14 protein-coding genes, 1 tRNA gene and 1 pseudogene are annotated in these 13,704 nt (G+C 62.6%); 5 read left to right on the forward strand and 11 right to left on the reverse strand.

Features of this window, described 5'->3' with window-relative positions; genetic code table 11:
• Window positions 1-188: 188 nt before the first annotated feature.
• The 3 genes from trxA to BJ994_RS11625 all read right to left on the reverse strand — a co-directional run bounded on the left by trxA (window position 189) and on the right by BJ994_RS11625 (window position 1,329).
• Entirely contained in the window at window positions 189-599 is a 411-nt protein-coding gene (gene trxA, locus BJ994_RS11615; protein ID WP_167994290.1) for a thioredoxin, read from the reverse strand.
• Between the two features lie 269 nt (window positions 600-868).
• Window positions 869-950: transfer RNA gene (locus BJ994_RS11620), tRNA-Tyr, on the reverse strand.
• Between the two features lie 103 nt (window positions 951-1,053).
• Window positions 1,054-1,329, reverse strand: a complete 276-nt coding sequence (locus tag BJ994_RS11625) for a hypothetical protein (RefSeq protein WP_167994292.1) — start codon at window positions 1,327-1,329, stop codon at window positions 1,054-1,056.
• 119 nt (window positions 1,330-1,448) lie between these two features.
• On the opposite strand from BJ994_RS11625, the gene BJ994_RS11630 reads away from it, so the two are divergent.
• Window positions 1,449-1,940 (forward strand): YajQ family cyclic di-GMP-binding protein, encoded by a 492-nt coding sequence (locus tag BJ994_RS11630; RefSeq protein WP_167994294.1) that lies wholly within the window; start codon window positions 1,449-1,451, stop codon window positions 1,938-1,940.
• 168 nt (window positions 1,941-2,108) lie between these two features.
• On the opposite strand, the gene BJ994_RS11635 is transcribed toward BJ994_RS11630, so the two are convergent.
• A complete protein-coding gene (locus BJ994_RS11635; RefSeq protein WP_167994296.1) occupies window positions 2,109-2,708 on the reverse strand; it encodes a HEPN domain-containing protein in 600 nt (199 codons plus the stop codon).
• Between the two features lie 96 nt (window positions 2,709-2,804).
• On the opposite strand from BJ994_RS11635, the pseudogene BJ994_RS11640 reads away from it, so the two are divergent.
• Window positions 2,805-3,693: pseudogene (locus BJ994_RS11640) on the forward strand (IS5 family transposase).
• Between the two features lie 136 nt (window positions 3,694-3,829).
• Here BJ994_RS11640 and htpX read toward each other — a convergent pair.
• The 3 genes from htpX to BJ994_RS11655 all read right to left on the reverse strand — a co-directional run bounded on the left by htpX (window position 3,830) and on the right by BJ994_RS11655 (window position 6,724).
• Complete coding sequence (gene htpX / locus BJ994_RS11645; RefSeq protein ID WP_167994298.1) at window positions 3,830-4,708, reverse strand: zinc metalloprotease HtpX; 879 nt, start codon at window positions 4,706-4,708, stop codon at window positions 3,830-3,832.
• 64 nt (window positions 4,709-4,772) lie between these two features.
• The gene (locus BJ994_RS11650) at window positions 4,773-5,420 is read right to left on the reverse strand and encodes a 4a-hydroxytetrahydrobiopterin dehydratase (RefSeq protein WP_167994300.1); all 648 of its coding nucleotides are present in this window, start codon (window positions 5,418-5,420) and stop codon (window positions 4,773-4,775) included.
• A gap of 32 nt (window positions 5,421-5,452) precedes the next feature.
• Window positions 5,453-6,724 carry an MFS transporter gene (locus BJ994_RS11655; RefSeq protein ID WP_167994302.1) on the reverse strand — a complete coding sequence of 424 codons (1,272 nt, stop codon included), beginning with the start codon at window positions 6,722-6,724 and terminating at the stop codon, window positions 5,453-5,455.
• Between the two features lie 107 nt (window positions 6,725-6,831).
• On the opposite strand from BJ994_RS11655, the gene BJ994_RS11660 reads away from it, so the two are divergent.
• Entirely contained in the window at window positions 6,832-7,572 is a 741-nt protein-coding gene (locus tag BJ994_RS11660; protein WP_167994304.1) for an MBL fold metallo-hydrolase, read from the forward strand.
• Window positions 7,573-7,679: 107 nt separating this feature from the next.
• On the opposite strand, the gene BJ994_RS11665 is transcribed toward BJ994_RS11660, so the two are convergent.
• Together BJ994_RS11665 and BJ994_RS11670 are read right to left on the reverse strand one after the other, a co-directional pair.
• Window positions 7,680-8,369 (reverse strand): esterase/lipase family protein, encoded by a 690-nt coding sequence (locus BJ994_RS11665; RefSeq protein ID WP_167994306.1) that lies wholly within the window; start codon window positions 8,367-8,369, stop codon window positions 7,680-7,682.
• Window positions 8,356-9,186 carry an alpha/beta fold hydrolase gene (locus tag BJ994_RS11670; protein ID WP_167994308.1) on the reverse strand — a complete coding sequence of 277 codons (831 nt, stop codon included), beginning with the start codon at window positions 9,184-9,186 and terminating at the stop codon, window positions 8,356-8,358. The genes BJ994_RS11665 and BJ994_RS11670 overlap by 14 nt, the downstream gene beginning before the upstream one ends.
• 94 nt (window positions 9,187-9,280) lie before the next feature.
• On the opposite strand from BJ994_RS11670, the gene BJ994_RS11675 reads away from it, so the two are divergent.
• Together BJ994_RS11675 and BJ994_RS11680 are read left to right on the forward strand one after the other, a co-directional pair.
• Window positions 9,281-9,757, forward strand: a complete 477-nt coding sequence (locus BJ994_RS11675; RefSeq protein ID WP_167994310.1) for a Fur family transcriptional regulator — start codon at window positions 9,281-9,283, stop codon at window positions 9,755-9,757.
• A gap of 14 nt (window positions 9,758-9,771) precedes the next feature.
• Window positions 9,772-11,265, forward strand: a complete 1,494-nt coding sequence (locus BJ994_RS11680; protein ID WP_167994312.1) for a catalase — start codon at window positions 9,772-9,774, stop codon at window positions 11,263-11,265.
• Window positions 11,266-11,458: 193 nt separating this feature from the next.
• On the opposite strand, the gene BJ994_RS11685 is transcribed toward BJ994_RS11680, so the two are convergent.
• Together BJ994_RS11685 and BJ994_RS11690 are read right to left on the reverse strand one after the other, a co-directional pair.
• Window positions 11,459-12,076: a TetR/AcrR family transcriptional regulator gene (locus tag BJ994_RS11685; RefSeq protein ID WP_167994314.1), complete on the reverse strand. Its 618-nt coding sequence runs from the start codon at window positions 12,074-12,076 to the stop codon at window positions 11,459-11,461.
• 100 nt (window positions 12,077-12,176) lie between these two features.
• Window positions 12,177-13,685 (reverse strand): amino acid permease, encoded by a 1,509-nt coding sequence (locus BJ994_RS11690; RefSeq protein WP_167994316.1) that lies wholly within the window; start codon window positions 13,683-13,685, stop codon window positions 12,177-12,179.
• Window positions 13,686-13,704 lie beyond the last annotated feature (19 nt).

Below are 13,704 nucleotides of genomic sequence, written 5' to 3' on the forward strand. Positions count from 1 at the left end.
GCCGCTTTCCCCGGTTTCTGTGCCGTTGTCATAGGCATTGTGCCAGGCCTGCGGCTGTTCCAAGCAGCTGCCTTCGACCGGTGCCGCCAGAAAGAGGGGGTTCTGGCGCAGTGATGGCGCCCCTTAAACGCACAAAGGCTCCGACTCCCGTTGAGCATGGGAGCCGGAGCCTTCGCGATGAAGCTTTGTTAGGCGGGGTTTTGCCCGTCCTGAGCCGGCGCGCCACCGGACTGTGCCTTGGCCTGCTGCTCAGCCACCTGGGCGTGAACTTCGTTCATGTCCAGCGCCTTCACGGCGTCCACCAGCTCAGTGAACTGGTTGTTGTTCAGCGCACCCGGCTGTGAGAAGACCAGGACCTTCTCGCGGAAAGCCATCAAAGTGGGTATCGAGGTGATGCCTGCTGCCGCGGCGAGCGACTGCTCGGCTTCGGTGTCCACCTTGGCGAAGGTGACGTCGTCGTGCTGCTGGGACACGGCGTCGTACACGGGAGCAAACTGCTTGCACGGGCCGCACCATTCCGCCCAGAAATCAACGAATACAATGTCGTTCGTCTCAATGGTCTCGGGGAAGGTTGCCTCGGTGATGTCAATAGTTGCCATATCTTCACGCTAACGAGAATCGGCGCCGATGTCGCGTCCTGTTCGCTCAGCGCGAGGTTAGTTGGTACAACGCCGGGGCGTTTCAGGACGCGTTTCGGTTCTCTCGTAGCGTTGCGGCCCCATGACACCGCAACGACTGGGGCGCCGAGCCGAAACGCGTCGATTCGGCCTTATCGCGCCGCTGAAGAGAACCAGGCGATCGCTATTCAGGCAATGCGAAAGGCCCGCACTCCCCCGGATTTCCGGGAAGTACGGGCCTTAGTGGCGAGTGGCAGATGAGGGATTCGAACCCCCGTAGGCTGTGCCAGCTGATTTACAGTCAGCCCCCTTTGGCCGCTCGGGTAATCTGCCGAACGTCTTCCAAGAAGACAACCTGCGAATCGCCGATCCGCAGGCAAAACAACTTTACAGAACATCCCGCCCAGAATCGAATCGCGCTCAGCGCCGCGGATTTCTAGCGCCCGGACGCCACCCGCCGCTCGATCTGCGCGTAGAAGCGCTGGGCCTGCTCGGTGGTGACCATTCCCATTCCGACGGCGTTCTTCAGGTCTGCGCGGACACCTGCCAGGCGGTCGGCTGACGAAGGGTCCGATCCCTGCGGGCGCATGACGGTGGGCGACGCAGCGACCGACGGCGCCACCCCTACCCCGGTCAGCGATGCGGCCGCAATCAACGACCCTGCGACAGCATTTCGAAGACGGACACGGTAGCTGCGGTGGTGCGCGGACAAGAATTCCTCCTGAGAACTGGCTTGAGCTCTTACAGTTTCATCCGCGAATGGGAGCGCCCTGTCCCGAAGCTGTGAATTAGGGTAGAAGCAGGAAAAAAACCAACCAGAAGGAGGCAACGATGGCCAGCGAATCCACATTCGACGTCGTTAGCAAGGTAGACAAGCAGGAAGTCGCCAACGCGCTGAATCAGGCACAGAAGGAAATCGCCCAGCGCTACGACTTCAAGGGCGTCGGCGCTGAGGTCGATTTCAGCGGGGACGAGAAAATCCTCATGAAGGCCAACTCCGAGGAACGCGTCCTCGCGGTCCTCGACGTCCTACAGTCCAAGATGATCAAGCGCGGCATCTCCCTTAAGTCCCTCGACACCGGTGAGCCCTACGCCTCCGGCAAGGAGTTCCGCCTCGAAACCTCCATCAAGGAGGGCATCGCCCAGGACATCGCCAAGAAGATCAACAAGCTCATCCGCGACGAAGCGCCCAAGGGCGTCAAATCGCAGATCCAAGGCGATGAGCTCCGGGTCAGCTCCAAGTCACGTGATGACCTTCAGGCCACGATGGCCCTGCTGAAGAACTTCGACGAGGCAGATCTGCAGTTCGTCAACATGCGCTAGGGACTACACCCAACCGACGACGACGGCGACGCCCCCTTCCGAGGGAGCGTCGCCGTCGTCGTACGTGGCTAACTGCTGCCGCGTGAAAGAACGAAGGCCGGTGGTCACCAGTTACAGAAGGGGTGACCGACTAAGAGGTCTTCAAAAGCACAGAGGACAATGCAGGACTTACCAAGGGCTTTTCCCTACCCGCTCTTGCAGGTGGGCTGCAATCTCTTTATCCAACCTCTTCGTCAGATTCCGAAAGAAGGAGGTCCACGAAGCTACACCGGCTTTGTTGAGCGTCCCAGGGGTCGTACCCTTGTGAACTATCTCGCCCCGGATGTCTTGAACGAATTCATCTACGTTAGCCACAACATTGACCTCGCTCATCTTCTGCCAGCTTATTTGATGAAGCCCGTTGGATAGTCCGAGAGCCAGTTCAAGGAGCTTCTCGGTCTTTTCGACATTGGGCGTGTTCAAAGTGTCAGCTTCGCGCAGTACAACTTCCCGGGCTTTCGTTTTCCAGGCACTCCCGGCCAAATCCCAGGGATTTTTCGCCGTCGCGACCTTCTGCCTTAAAGCGTGCGGCAGCTTCGAATGATCCTCACCGATCTCACGCAAGAGAAATTCCAGCCCCTCGAGAGCTACCTGCTCCACGTAGTTCTCCCAAGCCGTGTGCAGCAGTACGACCATCGACCGCAACAACGGCCCCGTGTCTCCCAGTGGCCTCCCCGGAGTCCCTTTGGGCGCGGGATGGAGTTCATCGAGATTCTGAACGTCCTTCATCAGCGAATCGAATGTGATTGCATACGCACTTGAGTACCCCATCTGCCTAGGGCGTGTCTGCTAAATATCCGGGTTGTGTTGTTCCAAGCTGGATGGATGGTTCGTTCGAATGTGGTTTCAGATGAGTTGTGGTCGGTTATCGAGCCTGTCCTGCGGACGGCGCCGGGTCGACGAGGTCGGCCGTGGAATGATCACCGGGTGACGTTGGAGGGTATCTGCTGGCGGTTCCGCACGGGGTCGCCGTGGCGGGATCTACCAGCCGAGTTTGGTGCCTGGCAATCAGTCTGGGAGCGGCACCGACGCTGGTCAGCCGACGGTTCCTATGAGCGGATGTTCGCCGCCGTGAAGGAATCCACTAAGGGTAATGACCTCGAGCTGGAGTCACTGCTTTCGGTGGATTCCACCAGTGTCCGGGCGCATCAGCATGCCGCCGGAGCACCCAACCTGAAGGTCGATCCGGGCCACACAGGGGGCAATGTCGAGTTACAAGTTTCTGCCCAACGAGCCAGCTGATCACGCGATCGGGCGCTCCAGAGGCGGGCTGACCACCAAGATCCATGCCCTCACCGACCGGGCATGTGCACCGGTCACGATGCTGCTCACACCCGGCCAAGCCGGAGACAACCCACAACTGTTGCCGCTGCTGGAAGCCCACAAGATCCAGGACGGCACCCGGTTCCGGCTGCTGGCCGATAAGGCTTACTCTCATCCCTCTACCCGCAGCGAACTGCGTTCCCGTCGGATCAGGCACACCATCCCGGAACGCTCCGACCAGATTGAACGACGCAAAGCCAAAGGCTCAGCCGGCGGCAGGCCACCAGCCTTCGACCCCGCGACCTACAAGGAACGCAACACCGTCGAACGCGGCTTCAACCGCCTCAAACACTGGCGTGGAATCGCTACCCGCTACGACAAATACGCAACCACGTTCCTCGGCGGCGTCCTACTCACCGCGATTGTCACCTTCCACCGCGTCCACAATTAACAGACACGACCTAAGCCTACGCACATCTCATGCGCTAGGGATTGCACCCAACCAACGACGACGGCGACGCCCCCTTCCGAGGGAGCGTCGCCGTCGTCGTAATTGGCTTGAATCACTCGCTGGGTAAACGGGGAACCTAGCGGAGCTCGCGTCCCGCCATACCCTCGAGGCGTGTGATGCGCTGCGCCATGGGCGGGTGGGACGCGAAGAGCTTCTGCACACCGCCGCCCTTGAACGGGTTCGCGATCATCAGGTGTGAGGTGTTCACCAGCTGCTGGTTCTGCGGCAGCGGCGCCTGCTGGGTGCCGCGCTCGAGCTTCCGCAGTGCCGAGGCGAGGGCCAGCGGGTCGCCGGTGAGGCGGGCGCCGTCTTCATCGGCGTCGTACTCGCGGGTACGCCCGATTGCCATCTGAATTAAACCCGCGGCGATGGGCGCGAGAATTGCCAGCAGGATCGCCGCGATGGGGTTTCCGCCGGAGTTGCGATTGCCGCCGAAGACCCCGATGAACGCGAACATCTGCGCCACGGACGTGATCACGCCGGCAACGGCCGCCGCAATGGATCCGGTAAGGATGTCGCGGTTGTAGACGTGCATCAGCTCGTGGCCGAGCACGCCACGCAGCTCCCGCTCATCCAGGATCCGCAGGATGCCCTGGGTGCAGCACACGGCCGCGTTCTCGGGATTGCGGCCGGTGGCAAACGCGTTGGGCGCCATGGTGGGCGAAATGTAGAGGCGGGGCATCGGTTTGCCCGCCTTGGCGCTCAGTTCGCGGACAATCCGGTACATCACCGGCGCCTGCTGCTCCGTGACGGGCACGGCCTTCATGCTGCGAATGGCGAGCTTGTCACTGTTCCAGTAGCTGTAGGCGATCGAGCCCACACCGATCAGCGCGAAGATCCAGATGAACGCAGAGCTCCGCGTCATGGACGCGATCACGGCGCCGAAGATAAGGAAGATTCCCATCAGGGAACCGAATAGCAGGGCCGTCTTGGCCCCGTTGAAGTGGTTGTGCACCTGTGCTCCTTGTTGACTGACTACCCGTACAACGGGCCTGGGTAGCGCGCTGTTCCGCGCGGCGTCAACGATCGAGCACTGTGCAGACACAAACCCGGTTGCCCTCGCCGTCGGCCAGCACAACGAACGATGGCGCCTGCTCGGCGTCCACGACTGTGCCGCCCGCTGCGACCGCCGCCTGGATGCGTTGCTCCGCGACGTCGTGCGGCACCCAGAGGTCGATGTGGAACCGTTGACGCGGCGTCTCGTGCGCCTCGGTGTGCTGAAACCAGAGCAACGGAACGCGTCCGTTCGGATCGGCGACGTCGTCACCTTTAACGGCGTCGGCATCGCCGGTCAGCAGGGCAGCCCAGAAGCGGCCCGCTGCCGCCAGCTGGGCAGTATCGAGGGCCAACTCGAGTTGAGCCAGCGCCTCGGGCTTCGCCTCGATCTGCTGTTCCCGGGCGATGTCGCTGATAGCGCGGGCTAGGTCAACGTCACGCTTGGTAACGGCAGAAACGTCGTGGCTGATGAGCTGTAGATCCACATACGGGTAGGTCAGCGTGACGTCCGGGTGGTGGTTGGCGGCTTCCGCAGCCTCGGCAACCGCCTCGACGAATCTCAGGCCGGCCGAGAAATTACCGGTGAGAAACCGCGCGTGCAGCCCTTGGGCGAGCTGCCGCCAATCGTTGAGTCCGGCGTCGAGCACTTGTTGTGAAGATACCTGGGTCATTGGACCAGTATGTCCGGCGCCACCGACAGAAGCTACGGTTCCGGATTGCGCGAATCGTATTGGCCGAATCGCGGCTGAAGACATGCGAGGACCAGCACCAGCAGGATGCACAGGATTCCGCCAATCAGCGCCGTCCAGCCTTCCCCGATCCACTCCGCGGAGCCGCCGCCGAGTAGCTCACCCACCTTTGGACCGCCGGCGACGACAACGATGAACACTCCCTGCAAACGTCCCCGCATCGCGTCCGGGGTTGCCGATTGCAGGATGGTGCTGCGGAAGACGCCGCTGATCGAATCCGAGACGCCTGCCAGAAACATGCAGAGCGCCGCCGGAATAATCCACGGCGTCATGCCGCCGTCCGGCGAGGAGCCGGCCATGATGACCACGAACCCAAACCCGCTGACCGAGGCACCCCACGCCGCGACTGACCACTGAACCGCTTTGCCCTGCTTATGGATATGCCCGAGCGGACCGGAAAAGAGCCCAGACAGGACGGCACCCATGGCGGTCGCGGCCAGCAGGATGCCCACGGTGAGTTCGCCACCACCAATGAACACCGCACCAACGGCGGGAAGGAGCACACGCGGTTGCGCCATGATCATCGCGACCAGGTCAATGATGAAGGTCATCCGGATATTCGGACGGGTCCCGAGATAACGGAAGCCTTCGACGACGGTGGCCAGTCCCGCGCGTCGCACCGGCCCCTCGGGCGGCATGGCCGGTAGACGGAATAGCGCCCACAGCGCGGCGGTGAAGGTGACGACGTCGATTGTGTAGGTCCAGCCGTAGCCCACCTGGGCGATGAGCAGGCCCGCGAGCATCGGCCCGACGGTGAAGGCAAGGCCGAACGTGATCATCGACAGGGCGTTGGCTGCGGGCAGGAGTTCGGGCCGGACAATCCGGGGAATGATGGCGGTGCGTGTGGGCTGGTTGATCCCAGCGAAGCCGCTGTGTACGGCGATCAGGATGTAGAGCACCCATACGTTGTCGGCACCCATCCAGGCCTGCACGGCGATCCCGATTGTGGAGCCCCATAGCCCCAAGCCTGAAAGCAGTGCGACCTTCCGCCGGTCGTGTGCATCAGCAACTGCGCCGCCATAGAGACCGGCGAACACGAGTGGTATCAGCGCGAACAGTCCGATCAGGCCGACGTTCAGGCTTGAACCGGTGATCTCATACACCTGCAGGCTGACGGCGACCAGCGTCAGGTTGGTGCCAACCGCGGACAAAGCTGTACCGAAGTACAGCCTGCGGAATGCCGGGCTCTCCTTCAGCGGCGTGATGTCGGCGAGGAGTTTGGGCACCGGCCAATTCTAGCCGTTACCTCCGGCAACAAGCCGGGATGATCAGCCTGCTGACTTTCGCGTCGCGGACTACTAGGGTTGCAAGCATCCGAGGTGAAGGAACCGCCATGCTTACGTGTGAAGTTTCCGAGGGAATCCACTGGCTCGAACACGCCCATGTCAATGTCTACTTCGTGGAGCAGGACGGCCGCGTGATGATTGTCGACGCCGGACTCCCCGCCATCTGGCCGAAAATCCAGCGCGCACTGCGGGAGTTGGGGTTCGAGAAATCGGTGGTTGCACTGGTGCTTACCCACGGCCACTTCGACCACGTGGGTGTGGCAGCGCGGATCCGGTCCCACTACCGGGTGCCGATCCTGGTCCATCCCGACGATGCATACATCGCCGCCCATCCCTACCGTTACAAGCATGAGTTGAACCGTGTTGCAGTCGTACTGCAGAATCCCCGGAGTCTCCCGATTATCGGCCGCATGAAGATGGCGGGCGCGCTGAACGTGCGTGGCGTTGCAGACACACTGCCCCTCTCCCCTGGCATCGCAACAAATCTGCCCGGCACCCCGGACATCATCCACGTCCCGGGGCATACTGCCGGCCACATCGCGTTACATTTTCCCGAGCGGCGAGCACTCATCTGCGGCGACGCGCTGGTCACCCTCAATCCGTACACCGGTATCAAAGGTCCGCAGATTGTGTCCGGTGCAGCTACGGCGAATTCACCCCAGGCGCTCGATTCTCTCGACCGGCTCGCCGCGCTCCCCGCGGAGAAGGTGTTGACCGGTCATGGTGAGCCGTGGCTCTCAAGTCCGGCAGACGCCGTCGTAATCGCCAAGCGCATCGGCCCCAGCTGAGGAACGAGGGGTACCCGGACGAGCGAAGCGAGTTCGGGGAAGTTCCGACGCGCTAGGAACGCGGGTACCCGAGCGAGCGAAGCGAACGCGGAGTCGTTACTGAAGGATCACTCAGCCGCGCTCGGCTCGTGAGCCGTGATGGCGCCGTCGATCGCGTCAAGGAGTCGTGAATCGCCCAGGATCTTGAAGTGGCCCATTGCGTCCAGCTGGATGTTCGTCGCGCCGATCAGCTCGCTGCCGCCGGGAATGTGCGGGTCGAACGTTCCGTAAATCGAAGTGATGCGTGAATTCACGGCGAGGTTCGCGCGCAGGGCATTCAGCGTCCGGTTCCTCGGCGAGAATGCCCGCAGGCTGGGAATCAGCGCGAACATCGCGTAGATGGATCCGGAGAAAGGCGAGTTTACGGCGATCAGCTGGTGGACGCGCTGGGCGGAGTCCGGCAAGGTCATCACGTATTTCCCAATCAGCCCGCCCTTACTGTGCGCCACGAGAACGATGTCGTGCAGGTTCCGCTCCACCAGGTATTGCGACACCAAATCGGCCATCGCCGGGACCGTGCCGCGGTTGTAGCCGAGGGCTGTGACGGCATGCACGGGATGCCCCTGGCTGTGCAGATGATTGGCGATCGGGTGCATGAACTGCCATGGCTCGTAGATGCCGGGGAGCAGGATCACGGGCGCCCGCTCCCCCGTCAGCTGGCGCTCCGCGTCGCCCCGAAAGATGAATCCACGAACCTGCCAGTAGGCAACGTAGGCGTAGTCGAGCACCCACTCCCAGCCGCGCCTAAGCAGTTTCATGCGCGTCTCCGGCGAGGAAACCTTGTGCGGTCTCAGCGGGCCGGTGGTACATCAGCACGTGTGGCGCGCCGTCGAGCTCGATAACAGCGGCATGGCCGTTCGCTTCGGCGAGTCGTCCCAGCCAGTCGGCGGGGACAATGGGATCCCGCCCGCCGCGCATCAGAACCACAGGGGAGGACACGTGGAGCAGCGTGTCCTCGAGCCGGTGGTTCATCATCGTCGGAAGTGTCTTCAGGTAGGGGATCATCGAGCGCAGGTAATCCGTGAACACCACCCAGTTCACCTTGGGCGATTCACGCAGGGTGTCCTGCGCCAGCCGCAGCGCCTGCTTGCCGATGGACCGTTCCCGATCATTCACTGTTGGCCCAAGCAGTACCAGCTTGCTGACCAGCTCCGGCGCGCGGGCTGCCGTCTCGGCCGCCACTTGACAGCCCATCGAATGGCCAACCAGTACGACGGCGGCAAGCTCGAGTTTACGCAGCACGGCCAGTACGATCTCGCCCAGTTCAGGGACGGAGAGCGCGCGGCGTGGGCCTGGCGTCCCGCCGAACCCGGGCAACTCGATCGCGTACACGGTACTGGTTCGCGCGAGCTCGGCGGCGAGAGGTTCGAAGTAGCGCGCGGAGACGCCAATGCCATGAACGAGGACGATCGGCTGCTCGCCCTGCCCCACCGATCGCATGATCGCCGTGCAGTCCGCGACACTCTCTTGGCGCACAGTTACCCACGGCGCTTTGCGCACAATCCCCTCCACTTCCGGCATCGATTCTCCCCAAATGGTCCTCTTCACTGCAGGATCGGTGCTGAGAAGCACCATTTGGGGAGAGTCGATGAATCCTGCTTCTTCCCAAGCCTAGACGGTTAGGCGTGGCTTATTATGAATTACTCAGAATAGGTGGTTGACTAACCCCATGACCGAACAGACCGCACGGGAAGGCGTCTGGACCGCGTCCCTGCGCGCCGCCGGGCGGAGGGTGACGAAGCAGCGCCTGGCGGTGCTCGCCGCCGTCGAGCATTCACCGCATGCAACGGCCGACGACGTCGTCACGGCCGTCCGCGCCGAGCTCGCGGACATCACGGTCCAGTCGGTGTACGTAGTGCTCGCGGACCTCACTGTGAGCGGTCTGCTCCGCCGGATTGAACCGCCGCACTCACCCGCGCGTTACGAGACGCGGGTCAACGACAACCATCACCACGCCGTCTGCACAGGGTGCGGCCGGATCGAAGACGTGGATTGCGCCGTCGGGCATGCACCCTGTCTCACCCCGCACTGGTCCCCGGGCTCCGAACAGATGACCATCCAGATTGCCGACGTGGTGTACCAGGGTCTGTGCAACAACTGCCGTGAGGCGTCCCTTGAACTTCCCGAACTAATTGAAAATCACTGAAAAGAAGGAGAACAATGACTGCCAACTTCAGCACCACCCAATCGGGTGCACCGGTCGTTGACGACAGCAATTCCTCGGCGCTGGGCCGCGACGGCGCCATCCCGCTGACCGACCACTACCTCGTCGAGAAGCTTGCACAGTTCAACCGCGAGCGCGTTCCGGAGCGTGTTGTCCATGCCAAGGGCGGCGGCGCGTTCGGCGTCTTCGAGGCCACCGAGGACGTCAGCAGGTACACCAAGGCCGCTCTGTTCCAGACCGGTGTGAAGACCGAGACGCTGCTGCGCTTCTCCTCCGTCGCCGGTGAGCAGGGCTCCCCCGACACCTGGCGCGACCCCCGCGGTTTCGCCCTGAAGTTCTACACCACCGAGGGCAACTATGACCTCGTCGGAAACAACACCCCCGTGTTCTTCATCCGCGACGGCATCAAGTTCCCCGACTTCATCCACTCGCAGAAGCGCCTCCCCGGCTCCAACCTGCGGGACGCTGACATGCAGTGGGACTTCTGGACCCTTTCCCCCGAGTCGGCGCACCAGGTGACCTGGCTGATGGGCGACCGCGGCCTGCCCGCCTCGTGGCGCACCATGAACGGTTACGGCTCGCACACCTACCAGTGGATCAACGAGGCCGGCGAGAAGTTCTGGGTCAAGTACCACTTCAAGTCCAACCAGGGCCACGAGACCCTTTCGACTGACGAGGCAGAAACGCTGGCCGGTTCCGACGCCGACCACCACATCCGCGACCTCTACGAGAACATCGAGCAGGGCAACTTCCCCAGCTGGGACCTCAAGGTCCAGGTCATGCCGTACGAGGACGCGAAGAACTACCGGTTCAACCCGTTCGACCTCACCAAGGTGTGGCCGCACGCGGATTACCCGCTGATCCCCGTCGGCAAGCTGACCCTGAACCGCAACCCGGAGAACTACTTCGCGCAGATCGAGCAGGCAACCTTCGCGCCGTCGAACTTCGTACCCGGTATCGCCGCTTCGCCGGACCGCATGCTGCAGGCGCGCATCTTCTCCTACGCGGATGCGCACCGCTACCGCGTGGGAACAAACCACGCACAGCTTCCTGTGAACGCCCCGAAGAATGAGGTGCGGAACTACTCGAAGGACGGCGCATCGCGCTTCTTCTTCAACTCGCCGCAGACCCCGGTCTACGCTCCGAACTCGGTGGGCGGACCTGCGGCGGATCCGGCACTGACCGGCCCCGAGGGCGGCTGGGAGAACGACGGCGACCTCATCCGCGCCGCGCACACCCTCCACACCGAGGATGATGACTTCGGTCAGGCCGGCACGCTGTACCGCGAGGTCTACAACGACGCCGAGAAGGCCCGCTTCCTCGACACCATCACCGGTGCTGTGAGCGGCGTGACCATCGCGGACATCCGCGAGCGCGCCATCCAGTACTGGACCAACGTCGACGCCGATCTGGGTGCGAAGCTTCGCGCCAACCTCGGTAACGGCGGCGGCAGTGCGGACACCCGCGCTGAGGCAGCGAACAAGTTCTAAGGCACCAACGCATTAGCGCACGAGGAAGGGCGGGTCCGTTTGGGCCCGCCCTTCCTGCGTTGTGGATCGACCACGCCACACCATCGAGCGGGCGCTGGCGACCACGTTTCGCCTAGAACCCCGTCCTCAGCCCGCTCGATGCGGGTGACCAAAACGACCGGGGGCTAATTACGTTCTCTCCGCGGAGAACCCGTTATTTCTGCCCGCTCGATGCGGCGGCCTCGCGATCCAGCGCCAGATGCAGCGCCTGGAAAAACAGCTCGATCAGCAGGTCGAGCGCCTGCTCCACGGCCTTGCGGTCCTGGTTGAGCACGTAATCGTACTGCAGGCCGTAGAGACTCGAGGTGAAGACCCTTGCGGCCGGCTCGGCACGTTCACGCGGCAGGCCCTGGTTCACCAGCCAGTCCGATGTGAATGAGTGCCAGTACTCATACTTCTTGGTGGCGCTGCCCCGCGGTGACGGGCTCGCGGCGTCCTGCACCGCCGCCTCGAACTCAAGCCGTTGCAGGTTCCGGTTCCGGTCCACCAGCAGCCAGTTCCAGGAATCGAGGATCCATTTCCGGTAATCCTCGGGAGTGAAGTTCTCCGGGTTTATTGGTTTCAACGTGTCATGGCGGGCTTCGATGTGCCGAACGATCTCGTTGACCAGTTCCTCACGGTTCCCGAAGTGGTACACCAACACGTAACTGCTGATTCCAAGTCCGTCCGCGAGGGTGCGAAAGCTCAGGCTGGCGAACGTCTTGTCGAGCAGGTGCTCGACAATCTGGTCGAGAAGCTCGGTTTTTCGTTCCGGTTTCGGAGGGCGCGCCATGGCTTGAATACTACCGCCGGAATGGCGACGCCCTCCGGACCGAAGCTAGAAACGAGGGGTACCCGCACGAGCGAAGCGAGTGTGGGGGAGTTGTGACGCGCTAACTCGTGACCCGCTCGGGCTCTCCGGCCTCCAGGTCAGCCGGAGCCTTGGCAAGCCGCGAGTGGGTGCGTCCGTAGGCGAAGTAGATCGCAAACCCGATCAACAGCCAGATTCCGAAGAACACCCACGTGATCGTCGCGAGGTTGAACATCAGGTACGTGCAGAGCACCGCCGACAGGATCGGGATGACCTTGCCGAACGGCACCCGGAAGGACGGCTTCAGGTCCGGCCGCTTCCTGCGCAGGATGAGGATTCCGATGCTGACGGTCACGAACGCCGAAAGCGTACCGATGTTGATCATCTCTGCCAGCAGGTCCACCTCGGTGAAACCAGCCAACAAAGCAACGACGACGCCGCACAGGACCTGCGTGCGTGCCGGGGTGCTCCGCTTCTCCGAAGTACGGCTCAGTGCACGCGGCATCAGTCCGTCGCGGCTCATCGCGAAGACTACGCGCGCCAGGCCCATGAGCAGGACCATGATGACCGTTGTCAGGCCGATGAGGCTTCCCACCGAGATGACGCCGGCTGCCCAATCCGCGCCGACAAGCTGGAACGCGGTTGCAAGGGACGGCGATTCGGATGCCGCCAGGTCGCGGTAGGACACCATGCCGGTGATCGCGACGGTCACGAGGATGTAGAGAACGGTCACCAGTGCAAGGCCGCCGAAGATACCGCGGGGAAGGGTCTTCTGCGGGTTCTTCACCTCTTCAGCCGAGGTGGCGACGACGTCGAACCCGATGAAGGCGAAGAAAACCAGGGCGGCGCCGGAGATGATTCCGGTGAAACCGTAAACGGCAGGATTGGCCCCGCTCAGGAAGGATAGGAAGGGCTGCGTTGCCCATCCGCCCTCGACCGCGACCGGAGGCTCGGATGCCGGGACGAACGGCGTGTAGTTCTCACCGTTGATGTAGAAGAAGCCAACCACGATGACGAACAGCACGATCACGATCTTGATGATCGTGAAGACGTTGTTCACGCGTGCGGAAAGCTTGGTGCCAAGGACCAGGATCAGCGTGAAGATGGCAACGATGATCAGAGGCCCCCAATAGACCGTGATGCCGAGGACGTTGATCTGCGAGGGTACGTCAACGTTGAGAACGGCAAAGAGGTCGCTGAGGTAGACCCCCCAGAACTTCGCGATGACGGCACCGGCCATCAGCAGCTCAAGGATCAGGTTCCAGCCGATGATCCAGGCGAGCAGCTCGCCCATGGTCGCATAGGTGAAGACGTAGGCGCTGCCCGCGACCGGGATTGCCGTTGCGAACTCGGCGTAGCACATGATCGCCAGGGCGCAGGTGATGGCCGCCAGCACAAACGAGATGGTGACCGCCGGGCCCGCGTTGAAGGCGGCCGCCTGGGCGCCGACGGAGAAGATACCGGCGCCGACTGCAACGGCAACGCCCATGATCATGAGGTCCCAGGTGCTCAGTGACCGCTTGAGTGTGCGGCCCTTTTCACCTGAGTCGGCGATCGATTGTTCGATCGACTTGGTGCGGAAAAGATTCACGGTTTTGAGTCCTTTGTGG

Source organism: Arthrobacter pigmenti, assembly GCF_011927905.1.
GTDB classification, from domain to species: domain Bacteria; phylum Actinomycetota; class Actinomycetes; order Actinomycetales; family Micrococcaceae; genus Arthrobacter_D; species Arthrobacter_D pigmenti.